This is a genomic window from Mesorhizobium sp. C120A (assembly GCF_030323105.1).
Taxonomy (GTDB): Bacteria; Pseudomonadota; Alphaproteobacteria; order Rhizobiales; family Rhizobiaceae; genus Mesorhizobium.
Genome location: NZ_CP100476.1, coordinates 1,368,883 through 1,388,251, shown reverse-complemented (window position 1 = coordinate 1,388,251; position 19,369 = coordinate 1,368,883). Strand labels below are relative to the sequence as shown.

Below are 19,369 nucleotides of genomic sequence, written 5' to 3'. Positions count from 1 at the left end.
GAATTGACAAGACCGTCCAGACGGTACAGTAAGTTCGCCGTCATTTGTAATCGGGACCTGGCGTCGATAAGTGTCCCGCTATTCGGCTATTTTGCCGGACATCGGCCGAGGGGACAGTTCGTGAAGCGCTTCATCTCTATCACCGCAATTCTGCTTCTGCTCGCTCTGGTGTGCGTCGGCGTTGTCGGCTTCAACCTGTTCCGCGACAACGCTATCAAACAGTATTTCGCCACCATGAAGCCGCCGGCGACGACCGTATCGACGGTTGTCGTCAAGCCTTCCGACTGGACGCCGGGCGTCGAGGCGATCGGCACGGTACGCGCCGTGCGCGGTGTCGACCTTACCGTCGAGACCAGCGGCATCGTCAAGGACATCCTTTTCCATGCCAACCAGAAGGTGCCGGTCGATTCGGTCCTGCTGCAGCTCGACGATGCCGTCGAACGCGCGGATCTGGTCGCGGCCAAGGCGCAGTCCGTGTCCGACAAGACGGCGCTCGAACGCGCGCTGGAGCTGCAGCGGCGCGGCGTCGGAACGGATGCCACGCTCGACACCGCTCAAGCCGCTGCATCGGCCTCCGCCGCGCAGGTCAACAAGCTGCAGGCCGTGCTCGATCAGAAGCAGCTGACGGCGCCGTTCGCCGGCACCGTGGGCATCCCCAAGATCGACCTCGGCCAATATCTCTCGCCCGGCAACGCAGTGGTGACCTTGCAGGATCTGGACACCATGCGGGTCGATTTCTCGGTACCCGAACAGCAGCTGCCGCTGCTCAAGATAGGCCAGGCGGTGCGGCTCGGCCTCGGCGGCACCGGCGGCGGCGCCGACATGCCGTTTGCCGGCTCCATTCGCGGCATCGATCCCAAGATCGACGCTTCAAGCCGCCTGGTGTCCGTCCGCGGCGAGGTCGCCAACCCTGACGGCAAGCTGACGCCCGGCCAGTTCGTCCAGGTTCGCGTCGAGCTGCCGCAGGAGAAAAACATTCTGTCCTTGCCGCAGACGGCATTGACGTCGAGCCTCTATGGCGACTTCGTCTTCGTCGTCGTTCCGGCGAAGCCGGCGGAAGGCGCCCCAGCCGCGAAACCCGAGGAAAAGCCTGCCGCGGGGGCCGACGCAGCAAAGCCGGCGGCAGATGCAAAGCCGGCAGACGCGAAACCGGCTGCCGAAGACGCCGCGGCGAAGCCCGCGGACAAGCCGGCTGTCGACCCCGCGAAGCCCGCGGCAGAACCGGAAAAGCCGGCGCTCGTGCTGTCGCAGGTGTTCGTGAAGCCCGGCCGCCGCAACGACGGCATGGTCGAGATCATCGAGGGCATCAAGGCCGGTGACGAGGTCGTCACCGCCGGTCAGAACCGTCTCTTCAACGGCATGTCCGTCGCTGTCGACAACACCATTGACCCCAGCAAGTCGGCTAACCAGCAGGCTCAGCAATGAACTTTTCCGACATCTTCATTCGCCGGCCGGTCCTCTCCACCGTCCTCGCCTGCATGATCCTGCTCCTGGGTTTCCAGGGCATCTTCAACCTGTCGATCCGGCAGTATCCCAAGGTTGACGAGACGGCGATCACCATCACCACCGCCTATCCCGGCGCCAGCGCCGACCTGATCCAGGGCTTTATCTCCGCCCCGATCGCGCGGGCCGTCGCCTCGACCGAGAACATCGACTACGTCACCTCGTCCAGCCGGCCGTCTTCGAGCACTGTGGTCGTCCAGATGAAGCTCGGCTCCAATCCGGATGTCGCGCTCACCGAGGTCCTGTCGAAGGTGCAGGGCGTACGCGGCACCTTGCCGGATGCATCCAAGGACCCGGTCATCGTCAAGGGCACCGGCCAAGAGTTCGCGATGATGTACATCTCGATGCAGAATCCGAACATGAGCAAGGAGCAGCTCACCGAATATATCGAGCGCGTCGTGCGGCCCCGCATGTCGACGGTCGAAGGTGTCGCCGACGTGCAGATCTTCGGCGCCGAGGAATATTCGATGCGGGTCTGGATCGACCCGGTCAAGCTTGCTGCGCGTGGCGTCACCGCCGCCGAAGTGCTGGCGGCGATCAACAACTCCAACTTCCTGTCGGCGCCCGGCAACACCGAGAACGAATATGTCGTCTCCTCGATCACGGTTCGCTCGACGCTGCAGACGCCTGAGGCCTTTGCCGAGCTTCCGCTGCGCTCGACGGACGGCCAGGTGGTGCGCTTGCGCGACGTGGCGCGAGTCGAGCTTGCCGCCGAGAGCACCGACACGAGGGTGAGCTTCAATGGCAAGCCCGGCACCTTCCTCGCCATCTTCCCGACGCCGGCCGCCAACCCGCTGACAACGGCGGAGGCGATCCACAAGATCGTGCCTTTGATTCAAGAGACGCTGCCGAAAGGCATGACCATCGAAATCGTCTACGATTCCACCGAACAGATCAGCGCCTCGATCGATGAAGTGTTCAAGACCATCGCCGAAGCCGTCGCCATCGTCGTCGTGGTCATCCTGTTGTTCCTCGGCTCATTCCGCTCGGTGATGATGCCGATCGTGACCATCCCGCTGTCGCTGGTCGGCGTCTGCTTTCTTTTGTTTGCGGTCGGCTATTCGATCAACCTTCTGTCGCTGCTGGCCATGGTGCTGGCCATCGGCCTTGTCGTCGACGACGCTATCGTGGTGGTGGAGAACATTCATCGCCACATGGAGGAGGACCACATGTCGCCGATGCAGGCGGCCTTCAACGGCATGCGCGAGATTTTCTCCGCCATCGTGGCCATGACCATCACGCTCGCCGCCGTGTTCGCGCCGCTGGCCTTCACCGGCGGCCTGACCGGCGCGCTGTTCCGCGAGTTCGCGGTGACGCTCGCCGGTTCGGTGGTGCTGTCCGGCCTCATAGCCGTCACCATCACGCCGATGATGGCGGCGCGTCTGCTCAAGGCGGGATCGCACAGTCGCTTCCAGCGCGTCGTCGACGGAACCTTCAGCCGTGTCGAGCATGTCTATGAGCGGGCGGTCACCGCCTCCTTGAGAAATCGACCGGTGACGCTGCTGATGGTCGTGGCGCTGGTTGCGCTCACCGGCTTCATGTTCACCAAGACCTCGAGCGAACTGGCGCCGGAAGAGGACCAGGGCTTCCTCTTGTCTATCGTGACGGCACCGCGCTACGCGACCTCGGACTACACCGAGACCTACGTCAACCAGATCCTCGGCCTGGTGAAGGACATTCCCGAAACCAGGGCGCAATTCTCCGCCGTTGCCTTTGGCGGCGCCACCAACGGCGCCTTTGTCGGCTTCGCCTTCAAGGATTGGGCCGAGCGCCAGCGCAACTCAAAGGAGCTTCAAGCCGATATCCAGGGACGCCTCGGCAAGGTGGCCGGCGTCGAGGCCTTCGTCTTCGCGCCGCCGACGCTGCCGGGCTCCGGCGGCGGCCTGCCGATCTCCATGGTGGTGCGCTCGACCGGTGGTTCCGCCGAGGTCTACGAGGCGGCCGAGCAGATTAAGAACAAGGCGCAGGCCTCCGGCCGCTTCATCGTCGTGCAAAACTCGATGTCCTTTGACGCTCCGCAGGTGACGGTGACCATCGACCGCGACCGCGCGGCGGCTCTCAACCTGCCGATCGCCGACATCGGCCAGACGCTGACGCTGCTGGTCGGCGGCGCCGAAGTGGCTCAGTTCGACCGCGACTCCAACAGCTACGACATCATCCCGCAGGTGCCGAAGGAATTCCGCGACAATCCCGAGAAGCTCGGCGAATATTTCGTGCGTAGCGTGACCGGCGAAATGGTGCCGCTTTCAGCGGTGGTGAAGATTTCGACCAACGCCGCGCCGGCCGCGATCGAGCAGTTCAACCAGCTGAACTCGGCGACGATATCAGCGCTGCCGCTTCCCGGCGTCACCACGGGCGACGGGCTGCAGACCCTGGAGAACCTTGCCAAGGAGAGCCTGCCCGATACCTTCTTCATCGATTATTCCGGCCAGTCCCGGCAGGAGAAGGAGCAGGGCAACACGATCCTTATCGCGTTCGCAGCCGCCGTAATCGTCATCTATCTGGTGCTGGCGGCGCAGTTCGAAAGCTTCCGCGACCCGCTGATCATCATGATGGCGGTGCCACTGTCGATCTTTGGCGCCATCGTGCCGCTCAATCTGGGGCTTGGAACGCTCAATATCTACACGCAGGTCGGCCTGATCACACTGATAGGTCTGATCACCAAGCATGGCATTCTTCTGGTCGAGTTCGCCAACCAGCAGCGCGAGCTGCATGGCATGAGGCGGCGCGATGCGATCGTCGCCTCGGCCAAGGTGCGCTTGCGGCCGATCCTGATGACGACAGCGGCGATGGCGCTCGGCGTCGTGCCGCTGATCGTGTCCAGTGGTGCTGGTGCGGCGGCGCGCTATTCGATGGGCCTCGTGATCTTCACCGGCATCCTGGTCGGAACCATGTTCACCCTGTTCGTGGTGCCGATGTTCTACACCTTCATCGCCAGCAAGGACCTGCCGCACCACGCCGAAAAGCCAGACCCGAAGCTGATGCCGGTGCACGCGGACTGAGCTGCGAACGGCGTTAGCGAACAAACGAAAAGAGGCCGGAAATTTCCGGCCTCTTTTTTGACTGGATTGATTTACCGCGAAGCTCTGATGGAGCTTCAGGCGGGAACTTGCGGTGCGGCATGACCTGGCCGGCTGCGCTGCACCATCGCTCCAAACGCAGTCTGCTACTTGACGATGACGATGCTGGTGTTGGTCGGGCCGAAGGTTTCGACCAACTGGTAGAAGTCGGCGGCATTGTCGGGATGCAGCCGCACGCAGCCATGCGACGCCGGCCGTCCCAGCCGCTTGATGGCGTTGGTCGCATGCACGGCGTAGCCGCCGCTGAAGAAGACCGAATGCGGCATCGGCGCGTTGTCGTATTTCTTCGAATGCCACATCTCGTGCATGCGGGTCGGCTTGAACGAGCCGGTCGGCGTGACATGCGCACTGTCGCCGGTCGAGACCTTCCAGGCGAAAGTCGGCCGGCCATCGACCAGCACTTCCATGGTCTGCTGCGACAGCGAAACACGCGCCACGATCTGGTTTGCCGCGGCATGGGCGGTGCTGTTGGCGGTGCCAAGCAGAAGCGCGGCGCCGCCGGCTGCGGCGGTGACGTTGATGAGTTTGGCGGAAATGGCTTTGTACATGATGGCTCCTCTTTGCCGGTCCTGCCGGCGTCAATTCGGTGGCCGCCTTATCCCCGCGCCATGTTTCAGACTGACTTCGCTGAGGCTCGTTTGTGTTTCGAATCTGTTTCCTCTGGTTAACAAGCAAGGTGGACAAGGGAAGCGTGCTCCGCCTTCGCTGCGCACTCCCGATCACGCACCGCGCCCCCAAACGAAAGTGCTGATGTCCTTATATGAAAGAAGATTGGCTTCGCTCGAAACCGACTTGCAACAAAGCGCGGCCTGGGCGGCATGATCTGGTTACAGGCTCGCGGCACAGTCATCCCAACGAGAACAGCCGGCGCCAACGAAAATGAGCATCAAATCGACCACCCTGTCCTGGCTCTTCAGGATAAGCATCGCCGCATTTGTCGTCGGCGGCATCGGCACAGTAGCCGGCACCCCGATGACGAAACTGGCGGTGATGAATTCGGGTGAGATTTCGACGCTGCATGCCGCGCTGTTCATAGCCTTGGTCTGGATTGTCTCCAGTCTGCGCATCAACCGTCTCAGGGCCCTCTGGCGGGTCGGCCTCGGGTTGAAGTGGATGCGCGGCCCCTCCGGCAACTTGCTGCCGAGAGGACCGAAGGCCCGCGTCGCAACGGGGGGCTCCGTGGGCGACGCGGGCACTTCGGGTTTATCCTGAAGCACCCGCGGTTCTGATTTTTGGGGACAACCGATGAAGACGAAATCTGCAGCCTCCGTGCTTTCGGTACTGCTCTATGCACAAGGCCTGCTCGGCTTTGCCGGTCTCGCCACGGTTCTCCTGAAGGACCGCGCGCATGCCGCCAGCGAAATCGTAGTCGCCAGCGAATTGCCGTCGGGACCATCGCTTCTGGTGGTGCGCTGACGCCTATGCATGGCGCCCGAGATTGCGCAGCTTTTTTGGGCGAGCCGAGGAACAATCCAGCCTCCCGACCCTCAGTCGGCGCGCTGCGTCGGCGGGTCGAACCGGTAGCCTGCGCCGCGTATAGTTGTGATGGTTTCGGTGTCGAGCTTGCGGCGCAGCCGCACGATGCGCGAATCGATCGAGCGGTCGAAGGCATCGGCATTTTCGGCGGGCGCCGCCGCAATGATGTCGTCGCGCGTCAGCACCTTGCGCGGGCTGGCCAGAAACAGCCTGAGCAGCGCCACCTGGCCCGGCGACAGCTGTTCTTCCGTACCCGAACGGTGCATGACGATGGCCGACCGCAAATCGACGGTGGCATTTTCCAGCACGATCAGTTCCTGGGCGGACCTGCCGCGCCGCGTCAGCAGGCCGCCGATGCGCGCGGCAAGCTCCCTGACATTGAGCGGACTTTCGACGACATCTGCGGCGCCAAGCTCGAGCGCCAGCACCTTGTCGACCAGATCGGCCGGCCGGCAGATCAGGATGAAATCCGGCCCCGCCTTCCCGTCCGCGCTCTGGCCGCCGCCATAACGCCTGAGCAGGTCCCGCCCTTCCGCCTGGCTGAGGCTGTCGCCGACGATGACGATATCGATGCCTCCGGCCGAAAGCAGGGATTCAGCTTCCCAGGGCTGCCGCGCCTCGCGCACGTCATGGCCGCGCCGGTCGAGATGATCGGCAAGATCGCCGGCCACCACATCGGCGACGGAAACCAGCGCGATGACGGATCGTGCAGCCATGTTTTTCTTCCCGTTCCCCCGCAACCGGATATGAGTGCTGGACATCATGTTTATACCCAATCTACTTTCCGCTGAAAGCGGGAGCGAGGCCATAGTGCGGGCACGGATTGTCATCGTCGAGGACGAGCCCGATCTCCGGGACGCGGTCGCCGAGTATCTCGGCGCCAACGGCTACGATGTGACCCAGGCCGGAAGCGCGGCCGAGGCGCGCGCCTTGCTGGAGACGGAATCGTTTCATTTGGCCATTCTCGACATCGCCATGCCGGGCGAGGACGGACTGTCGCTCGGCCGCTGGCTGCGCTCGAAAATACCGGTCGGCATCATCTATGCCACGGCTGCCGGCACCGCACTCGACCGCATTGTCGGGCTGGAGCTTGGCGCCGACGACTACATCGTCAAGCCCTACGAGTTGCGTGAGGTGCTGGCTCGTGTGCGCAGCGTGCTGCGCCGCGTTCCGCAGCCGAGCCCGCCCCAGGCGGCGAAGACACAAGCCGATGGCGGCCGCCGCCTGACCTTCGGCCCGTTCCAGGCCGACCTCGACGGCAGGCTTGTCACCGGCGCCAACGGCGCCGTCATCGACATGGCCAAGAGCGAGTTCGATGTGCTGGAGGTTTTCCTGACCCGCGCCAACCGGCTGTTGACGCGATCGGCGATCTCCGAGGCGATTGGTTTTGTTGAGGATCCTGAATCGTCGCGCGCCGTCGACATTCGCATCATGCGGCTGCGCAAGAAGATCGAAACCGATCCGGCCAATCCGAAATTTTTGCGCACAGTGCGCGGCGAAGGCTATATCTTCTCGCTGCCGACCGGTGACGGGCACTAGAGCAATTACAGGAAAAGTGTACGCGGTTTTCCGCCCGGAATTGCGTAAAAACAAAGAGATAGAGGCTTCTCCGTTTCCGTGAAACGGTGAAACGCTCTAGCAATTCCAGGAACAGTGCGTAGCGATTTCCGTTCGGGATTGCATTGAAACATGGAGCGTTTCACCTTTTTCGTGAAATGCTCCATAGCTGCCTAATTCGACGGCCCTTTACTGATGGCTGACATGACCGCTGAACCAGCACCACGTATGGACCCGCAAGGCGCTCGCCAGAGCGCCGCGATGGCGGCTGTGCGCGTCGTCCGCCGGTTGCGCGATGCCGGCGACTGGCAGCGCGAGATGGAAACCATCCTCGAAACGCTCTGCAGCGCCATGAATTGCCAGCGCGGCATCCTGTTCAGGCTGCGCGAATTGCCCGGCCAGGGCTTCGCCCAATCGGTCGCCGCCTACTGGATCGATCCTCGCTTCGGCGGCGAACTGGCTTCGCCGACGGTGATCATGCAGTCGATCGTCGATACCGATCCGCTGCTGGAGCGGATTGGAGAGGACGAGCGGCAAGGCAAGATCTTCGCCGGCCATACGCGCGATCTCGACGGGTTCCTCAGGGCCGATTTCGAAAAGCAGCACATCAAGTCGTTCCTGTCGGTATCGGTGTTCGCGCACGGTCATCTGTGGGGCACGTTCGCGGTCAATGACTGCCTAAACGAGCGCGAATGGACCGAAGAGGAAGAGGCGACGATGCACATCATCGCGCTCGCCATCGGCGACGCCATCGAGCACTCGCCGTCCGACGCCCATGCCAGCGAAGTCATCCGCCGCACCATGCTGCAGGCGTCGCTCGACGCCATCATCGTCATCGACGAGACCGGCTCGATCATCGAATTCAATCCGGCCGCCGAAAAGATGTTCGGCTATCAGCGCAGCGACATCCTCGGCAAGGACCTGCTCGATACCGTGGTGCCGGAATATTACCGCAAGGGCTATGTCTCGGGCGCCGAATACATGTCTGGCCGCGGCGCGCCGATGGTTGGCCAACGGCTTGAGACCGTGACACAGAATGCGGCCGGCGAGGTGTTTCCCATCGAATTGACGGCGACCGAGATGCGGGTGGCTGACCGTCAGCTCATCTTCGGTTCGATCCGCGATCTGCGCGATAAGCTGCGCGCCGAAGAAGAGATCAACCGCCAGCGCGAAAAACTGCACCAGAACGAGAAGATGGCGGCGATGGGTTCACTGCTGGCCGGTGTTTCGCACGAGCTCAACAACCCGCTCGCCGTGGTCGTTGCGCAGTCGACGCTGCTGCATGAATTCGCCACCGACCCGCAGACCAAGGTTCGCGCCGAGAAAGTGCGCGCCGCTGCCGAGCGCTGCGGCCGCATCGTCAAAAGCTTCCTGTCGATGGTGCGCCTGCACCCGGCGGCGCAGGCCGAGACCGATCTCAACCAGGTGATCCGCGCCGCACTCGAAGTAACCGCCTATGGCGCACGCTCGAGCGGCATCATCATCGACACCGATTTCGCGCCCGGCCCGCTGCTGGCGATGGCCGATGCCGACCACGTCACGCAGGTGGCCGCCAATTTCCTGATCAACAGCCAACACGCTCTGGCCGGTATCGGCGGCGACCGCCTGATCAAGGTGCGGACATTCCGCAGCGATCGCGGCAACCCCGGGTTTTCGGTCGAGGACAACGGACCGGGCATTCCCGAGGCGATCCGCAGCCGCATCTTCGAATCCTATTTCACCACCAAGCCGGTCGGCGTCGGCACCGGCATCGGCCTGTCGATCTCGAAATCGATCGTCGAGCGCCACAACGGCAATATCTGGTTCGAGGAGGTGCTGCCGCGTGGCGCGCGCTTCGTCGTCCAGCTGCCGGTAATCACCGGCGGCGCGGCAGCAGCCGGCGACAGCCCGGCTCGTTCCAGCGGCTTGCGCCATGCGCTGATCATCGACGACGAACCCGACGTCGCCGGCTCCCTCTCCGACATCCTGGAACTGATGGGTATCAAGTCGCGGGTCGTGCCGGCCTGGACGTCGGCGGCGGCGACCTTGACCGGCCACATGCCGCCAGACATCGTCTTTTCCGACTTGCGCATGCCCGGCACCAGCGGCATTGCCATCTACCGCGAATTGCTCGCCGACAACCTGGCGCTGGCCAAACGCTTCGTGCTGGTCACCGGCGACCTGATCGGCGCCAAGGCCGAGATCGAAGCCTTGCCGGCGCCGCAGCGCCCGCAAATCCTGGAAAAGCCGTTCTCGACGCTGGACGTCCGCGGCGTACTCTCGGCAATAGCCGACCAGGTCGCCGCCGCCGGCTAAGTTTTCGGAAGCACCCATGTAGGGTCTATCGAGATTCGGGTCAGGCCGAGTCGAGAATGGTGGTTCCCGAGAACCGGAGCGGAGCGTACTTGAAGTACGCGAGCACCGGAAGCGCAGGGAACCTCCATGCGCAGGCCGGCCTCACCCGAATATCGATAGGCCCTAAAAAAGAGGCTCCCGACCGAGGGAAGCGGCGGGAGCCAAGAACGAGCGCGGGAGGAAGCGCTCGGGAGGTTCAGAAAACGTTGGGTGTCGTGGTCAGCGGCGCTGCGTTGGCGATCATGCGGACGGAACGCGCCTTGTGCACGCCGGACTGGGCGGCGATGACGCGCAGGCACTCCGCGCTCTCGGCGCCCCAGGCCTGACCCTGGCAGGCAAAATCGATTTCCGGCTCCGGCAGCCGGGCGGTCTTGATGGTGGTCGGCGCGCCCTGGACAACATTGGCCGGCGGGTTGAGCGAAGCAAAAGCCGGACCGGAAGCCGGTGTCAGGAACATGACGGCCAGAGCGCAGGCGCCCAGCATGGAGAACATCGCAACCGGATGGTCGCTGGCGCGCTGACGCAGTGCCAGTTTGGCGCGTCGTTCGTTGCTAGTGATCTCGACTTTCGTATGCATTGCTGCTCCCCTTCGTTTTCTTATGAAACGAACCTAAGCGCGCCTGGTAACGGGCGAATGATGCGCTTGGCTTGCCCGCGTAACAGGTTTGAAACAAGAAATTCGGGCATATCCGGACAGATCCGGTCATGTGCCGACGGCAAGATGCGTTTGCGAAGCTGTTTCATCCGGGCAATCAAATGTTGACGACAGGCGGGCCGCGAACGCACCAAGCCCGCTTCCTGTCGGCCGCACTATGAACAAGCTCACACTGCGGATCGAATTTGCGGACGCCAGGTATTTTCGTCTCGGAGCGGGCCGTGTTTGCAAGCTCGGCACGGCCAAATCCGCATGCCGGACAGCTATTTCACGCCCCCGGTTAACGCCCGGATATTCCGGGATTTTCTGGCTTTCAGCTGGTCCTGTTGTGCCGACTTGAAAAGTTGTGATTTCTACAAGCCATTGCATTTCAATGTAAAATATGGTTTTATTGAATGAGTATTCAATAAAAGAAGAGCTTTTTTATGAACCCGCATCTCCGTGACGTGGCGATCCCCAATGATTGGGACCGGCGGGGTCTGCCGGGCTGGAGTTATCACTCCGACGCGCTTCTCGAACTTGAGAAGGAATACGTCTTCCGGAACCATTGGCAGATCGCCGGCCATGTCTGCGACGTGCCGAATGCCGGCGACTATCTGACTATGGACGTGGTCGGCGAGCGGGCGCTCATCGTGCGCGGCAAGGACGGCATCGTGCGCGCCTTCAACAACATGTGCCGGCATCGCGGCAGCCGCGTCGTCGCCGACAGCCAGGGCACCTGCAAGAACGCGCTGGTCTGCCCGTTCCATGGCTGGGTCTACAATCTCGACGGCACGCTGCGCGGCGCCGCCCGGCCGCGCTCCTTCCCCGAGCTCGACAAGACCGAATTCGGCCTGATGCCGCTCAACCTCGAGATATGGATGGGCTTCATCTTTGTCCGCTTTCGCAAGGGCGGCCCGCAGCCTTCGGTGGCCGAACTGTTGAAGCCGATCGAGGCCGAGATGGCACACTACAATGTGACCGAGATGGTGCCGTCCTGGGGCATCTGGACACAGAAGACGCCGGTCAACTGGAAGTCGGTGCGCGACGTCGACAATGAAGGCTACCACGTTGCCATGGCGCATCCGGCGCTGCAGGATCTCTACGGCTCGACCTATTTCGACGAGCCGTTCATCGACGGCGTGTCGCGCTCGTTTGCCACCTACAATCCGCATGCCGGCCGGCGCTGGAGCGTGCGCGAATACATCAAGCTCACGCCCGATGCCTCACACCTGCCGGAGCATCTGCGCAGGGCCTGGATCTATTACGGCATCTTCCCCAACAACGCGCTGTCGATCATGCCGGAATCGGTGCAGTTCTATCAGGAGTTCCCGCTGTCGACCGGCGAGACGCTGCTGCGCGGCGCCATCTACCGCTACCCCGACGAGACCCGGGAACAGGCGGCCGCCCGCTATCTCGCCTACCGCATCGACCGGGACACCATGAACGAGGACGTGCAGCTTTCCGTCTGGTCAAACGAGTCCATGATCTCGGAGGCCTTCGAGGGTTTTTATCTCTCCGACCTCGAATACGGTGTGCGCACCCACCACGACCATCTGCGCAAGCAGATCCCGGTGCTGGGCCTGGAGACGGCGCCGGAGGAGAAGGACATGTGGAACCTCAATGAGGCTATGCGCTCGCAGGTGTAGGGGCGGAACTGCCAGTCACCCCTGCCACACGCCCTCTTTGCGCAGATCGTCCATGGTCCGCGAAATGCCTTCGCGCAGGATCGCCACCATGTCGTCGATCTGCTCTCGCGTGATGATCAGCGGCGGCGACATCACGCACATGTTGATCAGCGGCCGGACCAGGAGGCCGAGTTCGTGGCAATGCGCGTCGATGCGCTTGCCGACATCCTTGTCGAGCTGCAGCGGATCCTTGCTTTCGCGGTCGGCTACGCACTCGACGCAGCCCATCAGGCCCATGCCGCGGACTTCGCCAACCAGCGGCAGTTCCTCCAGCGTCTTCAACTGCGCCTGGAAATAGGGCGCGACATCGCGCGTGTGGGCCAGCACGCTGTCTTCCAGGATATCGAGGTTCTTCAGCGCCACCGCGCAGCCGATGGGATGACTGGTATAGGTCAGGCCATGGCCGAACATCGCATCGGGATGGTTGGAACGGCGCATTTCCTGAAGCAGCCGCTCCGAGATGATGACGCCGCCAAGCGGGAAATAGCCTGATGTAACGCCCTTGGCGAAGGTGATCATGTCGGGGTCGATGCCGAAGCCATCGCCGGAGGCAAAGACATGGCCGAGCCGCCCGAAGCCGGTCACCACCTCATCGGAGATATAGAGGATATCGTTGTCCCTGCAGATTTCGCGAATGCGCTTGAGATAGCCATCCGGCGGCACGACGACGCCGCCGGATGCCTGCACCGGTTCGCCGACGAAAGCACCGATCTTCTCTGCGCCGACGCGGGCGACCGTATCGCGAAACTGATCGACCAGGAAATCGCAGAAGGCGGCGATGTCAATGCCTTTCGGCCGCCGGAACGGGTCTGGCGAGGACAGTTTGACGACCAGATCGTCGGCGCCGTCCATCCAGTCGCGGTCGCGCGGCCGGCCGTTGAGCGAGGCCGACAGATAGGTCGAGCCGTGATAGGCGCCGCCGCGGCTGAGGATCAGCTTCTTTTCCGGCCGCCCGCGCACATTGTTGTAGAACTGCATGAAGCGCAGTGCCGTCTCGACAGCCGACGATCCGCCGGTGGTGAAGAAGGTATGGCTGAGATCGCCCGGCGCATGATCGGCGAGGCGCTTGGCGAGCTCGGCCGACGGCGCATTCATCGTATACCAGGGCGTGTTGTAGGACAGCATCATCGCCTGGTCGTACATCACCCTGGCCAGCTCCTCGCGGCGGTGGCCGACATTGATGCACCACATGCCGGCCGGCCCGTCGATCAGTCGCTTGCCTGTTACATCGGTGATGTAGATGCCATCGCCCTCGCCAATCAGCGCACGCGCTTCATTGCCGACCGAGCCGGCATAAGGCCAGGGCTGGATGAGATGGCGCTTGGCCAGCTCGACCGCATCGCCACCGTCAGCCATTTCCATCGCTCTTAGGTCTCTTGCAGCCGCCATCATTGCCTCGCATCGTCTGAGCGTAATTTTCACCGGACAGAACATGAAGCGCCAAGGCCAGGAAAGCCGGCTTTCTTCACTCCATTTTGAATGTCCGTTCAATCAATATTACAGAAATAGCGCTTGATTTCAATGCACGGATGCGCTCATGATGAAAGAAAGCCGGCAAGCTTGGAGCTCGGCCAGCAAAGCGCGCTCCGCAAAAATTGGGAACAGGCAGCCGGCCCGGTCGAAGGGAGCATCATGGCGGAACAGTTCGAGCCAGCAACCGAGATCACGCCCGGGTCGCTGCAATGACGGTAGCTGCCGAAGGGGTGCCCACGCGGCGCATGACGCGAGCAAGGCGAAACGCCCTTCTGCAGTCCGAGTCCGTCCAGGGCCTTGCCCTGATCAGCCCGACCTTGGTCTACGCTTTGATCCTGCTGCTGGTGCCGATCCTGGTGGTCTTCGCCCACTCCTTCTGGACGCAGAACTACCTCACCATCGACCATACATTCACGCTGGAGAATTATCGCATCGCGCTGACCGAGCCGATCTACCGCGATCTGCTCTGGCGCTCGCTCTACATTTCGCTGACGGTGAGCTTTTTCACCGTCATCCTCGCCTATCCGATCGCCTATTTCATCTCGTTCCATGGCGGTCGCCACAAGAGCCTGTGGCTGTTCCTGATTACCATCCCGTTCTGGACCAGCTATCTCCTGCGCGTGATGTCATGGAAAGTCATCCTCGGCTATAATGGCGTGCTGAATTCCGGCCTGATGGGCCTCGGCATCATCGACGAACCATCGACCGCGCTACTCTACAATTCCAGCGCCGTCATCATCACGCTCACACACGCCTGGGCGGCCTTCGCCATCCTGCCGATCTTCGTTTCGCTCGAGAAGGTCGACCGCACCTTGGTCGAGGCTGCCACCGATCTTGGCGACGGCCCGCTGCGCTCCTTCCTGCGCGTGACGCTGCCGCTGTCGGCGCCGGGCGTCATCTCGGCCGCTCTCATCGTCATGATCCCCACCGTCGGCGACTATGTCACCCCAAGGCTGGTCGGCGGCAAGGATGGCGTGATGATCGCCAATGCCATCGAGTCGCAGTTCCATAAGGCCTCCAACTGGCCACTCGGCGCGGCACTGTCCGTGACCACCATGCTGGTCGTGACGCTGATGGCGGGCGCCACCGTGCTCATCATCCGCGCGCTGCAGAGGCTGGCGCGATGACAGCGAGGCGGCGCCTTTTTCCCGGCGGCTGGCTGTCCGCCTACGCCTTCCTCTACGTCGTCTTTCTCTATCTGCCGGTGATCTTCCTGCCGATCTTCTCGATCAACACCGCGCCGACGCCAAAATTTCCTCTCACCGGCTATACGCTGAAATGGTACCAAGACCTGCCGAAGACGCCGGCGCTGCTTGACGCCGCCTGGAACAGCCTGATCGTCGGTATCTCGGCATCGGTGCTGGCGACGCTGCTCGGCATCCTCGCCGCCCGCTCGATCACCCGCTACCGCTATCCCGGCCGCCGCACAATCAATGGCCTGATCATGGCGCCGCTGGTGCTGCCGGAAATCATCCTCGCCATCTCCATGCTGCTGGTCATGCTGCAACTGGGCTTGAGCCTTTCGCTGTTCACCGTCGTACTCGGCCATGTCCTGATCTGCATTCCCTATTCGATGACGGTGCTGACCGCCGGTTTCGAGGGCTTCGACCGCAGCCTCGAAGAAGCCTCCGCCGATCTCGGCGAGAGTGCCTTCGGCACCTTCCGGCGGGTGACGCTGCCGATGGTGGCGCCGGCGATCATTTCCAGCCTCCTGGTCTGCTTCACCATCTCGCTCGACGAGTTCGTCATCGCTTTCTTCCTGACCGGCACCGAGACGACGCTGCCGATCTATATCTGGGGCCAGTTGCGCTTTGCCGCCAAGCTGCCGGGTGTGTTGGCGCTGGGCACGCTGCTGCTGGTTGCCTCTTTCGTTTTGATGACCGTTGCCGAGATCCTGCGCCGCCATGCGGCCAGACGCACCCAGAGCGAGGGAGGCCTCTATGCCTGAGCAGTCCCGGGCCGAACGGCCTCAGGATGAACCATCCAAGCAAGATAAGTCCGAGCGGGCCCAATCTGATCGACCCCAAACCGACCGAGCAATGATCGAAATCCGCAGCGTTACCCGCAGCTATGGGGCGTTCAAGGCGCTCGACGACGCCTCGCTGACCATCAAGGAGGGCGAATTCTTTTCGCTGCTCGGCCCTTCCGGCTGCGGCAAGACTACGCTGCTGCGCATGATTGCCGGTTTCGACAACCCGACCAGCGGCTCGATCTCGGTCGGCGGCCAGTCGATGGAAGGCATCCCCGCCAACCGCCGGCCGACCAACATGGTATTCCAGAGTTATGCCATCTTCCCGCATCTCAATGTCGAGCAGAATGTCGCCTATGGGCTGAAACGGCTCAGGCTGGGAGGAACGGAAGAAAAGCGCCGCGTCGAGGAAGGGCTGGCGCAGGTGTCGCTCACCGGCCTTGGCAAACGCCTCGCCACCGAGCTTTCCGGCGGCCAGCGCCAGCGCGTGGCGCTCGCCCGCGCCTTGGTGATGCGGCCCAAGGTGCTGCTGCTCGACGAGCCGCTGTCGGCTCTCGACAAGAAATTGCGCGAGCAGATGCAGGTCGAACTGCGCCGCCTGCAGCAGGCGGTCGGCATCACCTTCGTGCTGGTCACCCATGACCAGTATGAGGCGCTCGCTATGTCCGACCGCATCGCCGTAATGTTCGGCGGCAAGATCGCCCAGGTCGCCTCGCCCAAGGAAATCTACCAGCGGCCGGTCAACCGCCAGGTCGCCGATTTCCTCGGCGGCATGAATTTCGTAAAAGCGCAGATCATAGAGGAGAATGCCGCCTCGCTGGTCGTCGACACGCTGGGCTTCGGCCGGGTCAGGACCGACAAGCCGAAGGCCTTCGTGCGCAATGGCGGCGGCGCCATGCTGGGCATCAGGCCGGAGCGATTGCGCGTGCTGTGGGACAACGCGACGGCGAAATTCGAAGTGGCCGGCAAGGTGGTCGAACGCCACTATTTTGGCGAGATCACCCATCTCATCGTCGAGATACCCGGATTGGAAAAGCCACTGTCGGTCACCGAGACCAACGACTTCGGCGCCGACGATATCCCCGTCGGCACTTCGGTCCGCCTCGGCTACGATCCCGAGGCCCTGGTGGCGATGGCGGACTGAGCATGATCCCGAAAAGTGGGAACCGATTTTCGGAATAAGATCATGCTCCACTAAGAATTTTAAGTTCCGTCGCGATCTGTTTGGCTGCGATCCGCCCCATCACGATGGCGCCTTCGACATAGCCCGGGAATGACGGCGACAGTTCCGACGATGCTAAATGAACCGGGGCAGCGCCGGCACGGATCGTGCGCTCGGCATCCCGTGCCGTCACATCGACAATTAGGTCGCTGTAGGCGCCGCCGCTCCAGCGGTCATCGATCCAGTCGCGCTGGCTGAAATCGATAATGCCGGCCGCCTCCGGGCCAAGGGCATCAACGAGCCTTGCCGTGACCTCCGCACGCAGCGCCGCGTTCGCGAGCGGACGCCAACGCAACGCCAGTGGTCCGCCGACGAAGACGACCAGCGCGGCATGTTGCGCATCCTTGCTGGCGTCACAGGCGAACAGGCCCGGCAGGTCGCGCCACATCACCATGCCGCACAGGTCGCGCTCGCGCCAGAACGGCGTGGGATAGCGCACCAGGATCTTGATCACCGCACCGCTTTCCCAGACGCCGAGCGCCTTTGCGAGAGCCGGCGGCAGAGCGGGCGCGAAATCCAGCTTCGCGGCCGTCGCCGGCGGCAGCGCGACCAGCACTTTTCGCGCTTCGATGGCGCTGCTTGCCGAGACGGCACGAACCCCTTGCGGCCCGTGCTCGATGCGCGTAACCGGCTCGTTCAGCCAAACCCTGTCGCCGAGATCTCCCGCCATGTCCTCGGCCAGCGACTGCATGGTTTCGAGCAGCGAATATTGCAGCTCGGGCACCTCGTTGGTGATGCGGCGGTCATTGTCGATGAGGTACCACAGCGGCACCTTGTCCATCGCCAGGCACCACAGGCCTTCGATCATCGAGCGGAAAGCCGTCTTGGCGTCAGTGGGATCAGGCTGGCGTTCGAGCCAGGCGGCAGCGCTCATGCCGGCGATCGAGGGATCGTCCGGCTCGATCGCATTCATCCGCTCGCGGATTGCCATCGCGCCATGATAGATCCGTTCGGCCTCTTCGACCGACAGCGACGGATGGGTGATGAAATCGCCATTCACATAGGTTTCGACGAAGGCCTTGCCACGGGACGCGGCCAGCGCCGTCACCTCCGGCATGTCTTCGCAGAAAAACTGGCCGCCGCTGTCGATGCGCTCGCCAAGCCCGTTGCGAATAGCCTCGACCCTGCCGCCGACGCGGTCGCGTGCTTCGAGCAGCACGACATCGATGCCGGCCTTTCTCAGCTCAAGCGCAGCCGACAGGCCCGTGAAACCGGCGCCGACGATGACGACATCGGTTCTTTCAGTCCTGTCGCTCAATAGCCGGCCTTGATCTTCTCGAATTCCGTGACCATGCGCTGCTTGAGCTCAGGCGGCACCGGCTGCTGGAACAGCGTCTTGTCCAAGAACTTGTCGAGATTGTCGAAGCCACGGTCGCTCAGCACCTGATGGTCGATCGCGGCCATCCCGGCGCTGTTGCCGTGGCCGTAGCCGAAGGTCTTGACCAAGTAATCGGACACGGCATGCGCGTTGACCGCACTGAGGAAATCATAGGCCTGATCGAGCTTGCCCGGCGCATCCTTCATCAGCACATAGCCGCACACCCAGGTGGATATGCCTTCCCTCGTGTCGCGGTTCATGGCGATCGGCATGCCTTGGCCCTTGAGCGTCACGAAGGTCTCATTCCAGCCCCAGACGAGGTCGACCTCATTGCCGGTAAAGGCCTGGTTGAGGTCGGTGTCGTCGGTCCAGTAAAAGCGGACGTTCTTGTGGACGTCACGCAGGAAGGCGGACGCCTCCTGGAACTGCGCGTCGGTCATCTTGGTCCAGTCCTTGAGGCCGATGACCAGGCTGGCCAGCGCATAGGCGTCATCGACATTGTCGCCGATGGTGACGCGGCCCTTGAATTTGGGATCGGCGAAAATCTTCAGCGACTGCGCTTCCTCCGCCGTGACCTTGTCGGTGCGGTAGAGCAGCGAAGTGTTGCCCCAGTCGAACGGCATGAACCAGGCCTTGCCGTCGGCGGTGACGGCGAGATCCTTCATCGCCATGATGCCGGGATTGAGATCCTGCCAGCCGGCGATCCGGGAGGTGTCGAGCGGCTGCAGAATGCCGGCCGCGCGCCACTTGGTCACGCTTTGCGAGCAGGGGTGGGCGATGTCGGCCTTGAAGCCGGCGCGCATCTTCTGGAACGCTTCCTCCTCGTCGCCGAAGAAAGCAAAGGTCGGCTCGGCGCCGTATTTGGCGGTGTAGTCGGGGTGCAGCAACGGATCTTCATAACCCGACCAGTCGAACACGACGAGGTCTCCGCCGCCTTCGGCATAAGCAAGCACGGCGCCTGCGCCGACCGTAAGGGCGGCAGCAAGAGCAAGGCGGCGAAGCATGGAATTCATGGCGCGAAACTCCTCATCGCGAAAAGCGGCCGGGCGACGTTACGGAATTTCAGCGGCCTTGGCGAGACCGTCTGCCCGGCGCACTGACAGGCAGACGGAGGA

General features: G+C 62.8%; 16 protein-coding genes. 10 read left to right on the top strand and 6 right to left on the bottom strand.

From position 1 onward, the window contains the following. Positions 1-120: 120 nt before the first annotated feature. Together NL532_RS06855 and NL532_RS06850 are read left to right on the top strand one after the other, a co-directional pair. The gene (locus NL532_RS06855) at positions 121-1,425 is read left to right on the top strand and encodes an efflux RND transporter periplasmic adaptor subunit (protein WP_023670058.1); all 1,305 of its coding nucleotides are present in this window, start codon (positions 121-123) and stop codon (positions 1,423-1,425) included. Further along, positions 1,422-4,505: an efflux RND transporter permease subunit gene (locus tag NL532_RS06850; RefSeq protein WP_023696405.1), complete on the top strand. Its 3,084-nt coding sequence runs from the start codon at positions 1,422-1,424 to the stop codon at positions 4,503-4,505. The genes NL532_RS06855 and NL532_RS06850 overlap by 4 nt, the downstream gene beginning before the upstream one ends. A gap of 164 nt (positions 4,506-4,669) precedes the next feature. Here the strand turns inward: NL532_RS06850 and NL532_RS06845 are convergent, their stop codons facing one another. Next, a complete protein-coding gene (locus NL532_RS06845; RefSeq protein WP_023683946.1) occupies positions 4,670-5,131 on the bottom strand; it encodes a L,D-transpeptidase in 462 nt (153 codons plus the stop codon). A gap of 331 nt (positions 5,132-5,462) precedes the next feature. On the opposite strand from NL532_RS06845, the gene NL532_RS06840 reads away from it, so the two are divergent. After that, the gene (locus NL532_RS06840; RefSeq protein WP_023670061.1) at positions 5,463-5,795 is read left to right on the top strand and encodes a hypothetical protein; all 333 of its coding nucleotides are present in this window, start codon (positions 5,463-5,465) and stop codon (positions 5,793-5,795) included. A 33-nt stretch (positions 5,796-5,828) separates the two neighbouring features. Beyond that, on the top strand, positions 5,829-5,999 hold the full coding sequence (locus NL532_RS06835; RefSeq protein ID WP_023670062.1) for a hypothetical protein: 171 nt from the start codon (positions 5,829-5,831) through the stop codon (positions 5,997-5,999). 71 nt (positions 6,000-6,070) lie between these two features. Here NL532_RS06835 and NL532_RS06830 read toward each other — a convergent pair whose 3' ends face one another. Continuing rightward, on the bottom strand, positions 6,071-6,775 hold the full coding sequence (locus NL532_RS06830) for a response regulator transcription factor (RefSeq protein WP_023670063.1): 705 nt from the start codon (positions 6,773-6,775) through the stop codon (positions 6,071-6,073). 94 nt (positions 6,776-6,869) lie between these two features. Between NL532_RS06830 and NL532_RS06825 the strand changes: the two genes are divergently transcribed. Continuing rightward, positions 6,870-7,598 (top strand): response regulator, encoded by a 729-nt coding sequence (locus tag NL532_RS06825; RefSeq protein WP_023670064.1) that lies wholly within the window; start codon positions 6,870-6,872, stop codon positions 7,596-7,598. Between the two features lie 222 nt (positions 7,599-7,820). Beyond that, on the top strand, positions 7,821-9,911 hold the full coding sequence (locus NL532_RS06820; RefSeq protein ID WP_023670065.1) for a hybrid sensor histidine kinase/response regulator: 2,091 nt from the start codon (positions 7,821-7,823) through the stop codon (positions 9,909-9,911). A 235-nt stretch (positions 9,912-10,146) separates the two neighbouring features. On the opposite strand, the gene NL532_RS06815 is transcribed toward NL532_RS06820, so the two are convergent. Beyond that, complete coding sequence (locus NL532_RS06815) at positions 10,147-10,527, bottom strand: hypothetical protein (protein WP_023670066.1); 381 nt, start codon at positions 10,525-10,527, stop codon at positions 10,147-10,149. Positions 10,528-11,030: 503 nt separating this feature from the next. Here NL532_RS06815 and NL532_RS06810 point away from each other — a divergent pair. Beyond that, complete coding sequence (locus NL532_RS06810; protein ID WP_023670067.1) at positions 11,031-12,233, top strand: aromatic ring-hydroxylating oxygenase subunit alpha; 1,203 nt, start codon at positions 11,031-11,033, stop codon at positions 12,231-12,233. A gap of 15 nt (positions 12,234-12,248) precedes the next feature. Here NL532_RS06810 and NL532_RS06805 read toward each other — a convergent pair whose 3' ends face one another. Further along, entirely contained in the window at positions 12,249-13,661 is a 1,413-nt protein-coding gene (locus NL532_RS06805) for an aminotransferase (RefSeq protein WP_023670068.1), read from the bottom strand. Positions 13,662-13,954: 293 nt separating this feature from the next. Between NL532_RS06805 and NL532_RS06800 the strand changes: the two genes are divergently transcribed. From NL532_RS06800 to NL532_RS06790, 3 genes are all read left to right on the top strand, one after another. Then, positions 13,955-14,872, top strand: coding sequence for an ABC transporter permease (locus NL532_RS06800; protein WP_023701363.1), 918 nt, complete (start codon positions 13,955-13,957; stop codon positions 14,870-14,872). After that, positions 14,869-15,693, top strand: a complete 825-nt coding sequence (locus tag NL532_RS06795; protein ID WP_023670071.1) for an ABC transporter permease — start codon at positions 14,869-14,871, stop codon at positions 15,691-15,693. The genes NL532_RS06800 and NL532_RS06795 overlap by 4 nt, the downstream gene beginning before the upstream one ends. 91 nt (positions 15,694-15,784) lie before the next feature. Next, a complete protein-coding gene (locus tag NL532_RS06790) occupies positions 15,785-16,858 on the top strand; it encodes an ABC transporter ATP-binding protein (RefSeq protein ID WP_023828389.1) in 1,074 nt (357 codons plus the stop codon). A gap of 40 nt (positions 16,859-16,898) precedes the next feature. Here the strand turns inward: NL532_RS06790 and NL532_RS06785 are convergent, their stop codons facing one another. Both NL532_RS06785 and NL532_RS06780 read right to left on the bottom strand, forming a co-directional pair. Then, positions 16,899-18,194, bottom strand: coding sequence for a flavin monoamine oxidase family protein (locus tag NL532_RS06785; RefSeq protein ID WP_023828388.1), 1,296 nt, complete (start codon positions 18,192-18,194; stop codon positions 16,899-16,901). After that, entirely contained in the window at positions 18,191-19,267 is a 1,077-nt protein-coding gene (locus NL532_RS06780; protein WP_023690122.1) for an extracellular solute-binding protein, read from the bottom strand. The genes NL532_RS06785 and NL532_RS06780 overlap by 4 nt, the downstream gene beginning before the upstream one ends. Positions 19,268-19,369: the final 102 nt, after the last annotated feature.

Coding starts and splice junctions, on each gene's coding strand:
- NL532_RS06815 (WP_023670066.1), bottom strand. CDS start 10,527: ATGCATACGAAAGTCGAGATCACTAGCAACGAACGACGCGCCAAACTG.
- NL532_RS06845 (WP_023683946.1), bottom strand. CDS start 5,131: ATGTACAAAGCCATTTCCGCCAAACTCATCAACGTCACCGCCGCAGCC.
- NL532_RS06780 (WP_023690122.1), bottom strand. CDS start 19,267: ATGAATTCCATGCTTCGCCGCCTTGCTCTTGCTGCCGCCCTTACGGTC.
- NL532_RS06805 (WP_023670068.1), bottom strand. CDS start 13,661: ATGGCGGCTGCAAGAGACCTAAGAGCGATGGAAATGGCTGACGGTGGC.
- NL532_RS06830 (WP_023670063.1), bottom strand. CDS start 6,775: ATGGCTGCACGATCCGTCATCGCGCTGGTTTCCGTCGCCGATGTGGTG.
- NL532_RS06810 (WP_023670067.1), top strand. CDS start 11,031: ATGAACCCGCATCTCCGTGACGTGGCGATCCCCAATGATTGGGACCGG.
- NL532_RS06795 (WP_023670071.1), top strand. CDS start 14,869: ATGACAGCGAGGCGGCGCCTTTTTCCCGGCGGCTGGCTGTCCGCCTAC.
- NL532_RS06790 (WP_023828389.1), top strand. CDS start 15,785: ATGATCGAAATCCGCAGCGTTACCCGCAGCTATGGGGCGTTCAAGGCG.
- NL532_RS06820 (WP_023670065.1), top strand. CDS start 7,821: ATGACCGCTGAACCAGCACCACGTATGGACCCGCAAGGCGCTCGCCAG.
- NL532_RS06840 (WP_023670061.1), top strand. CDS start 5,463: ATGAGCATCAAATCGACCACCCTGTCCTGGCTCTTCAGGATAAGCATC.
- NL532_RS06835 (WP_023670062.1), top strand. CDS start 5,829: ATGAAGACGAAATCTGCAGCCTCCGTGCTTTCGGTACTGCTCTATGCA.
- NL532_RS06800 (WP_023701363.1), top strand. CDS start 13,955: ATGACGGTAGCTGCCGAAGGGGTGCCCACGCGGCGCATGACGCGAGCA.
- NL532_RS06850 (WP_023696405.1), top strand. CDS start 1,422: ATGAACTTTTCCGACATCTTCATTCGCCGGCCGGTCCTCTCCACCGTC.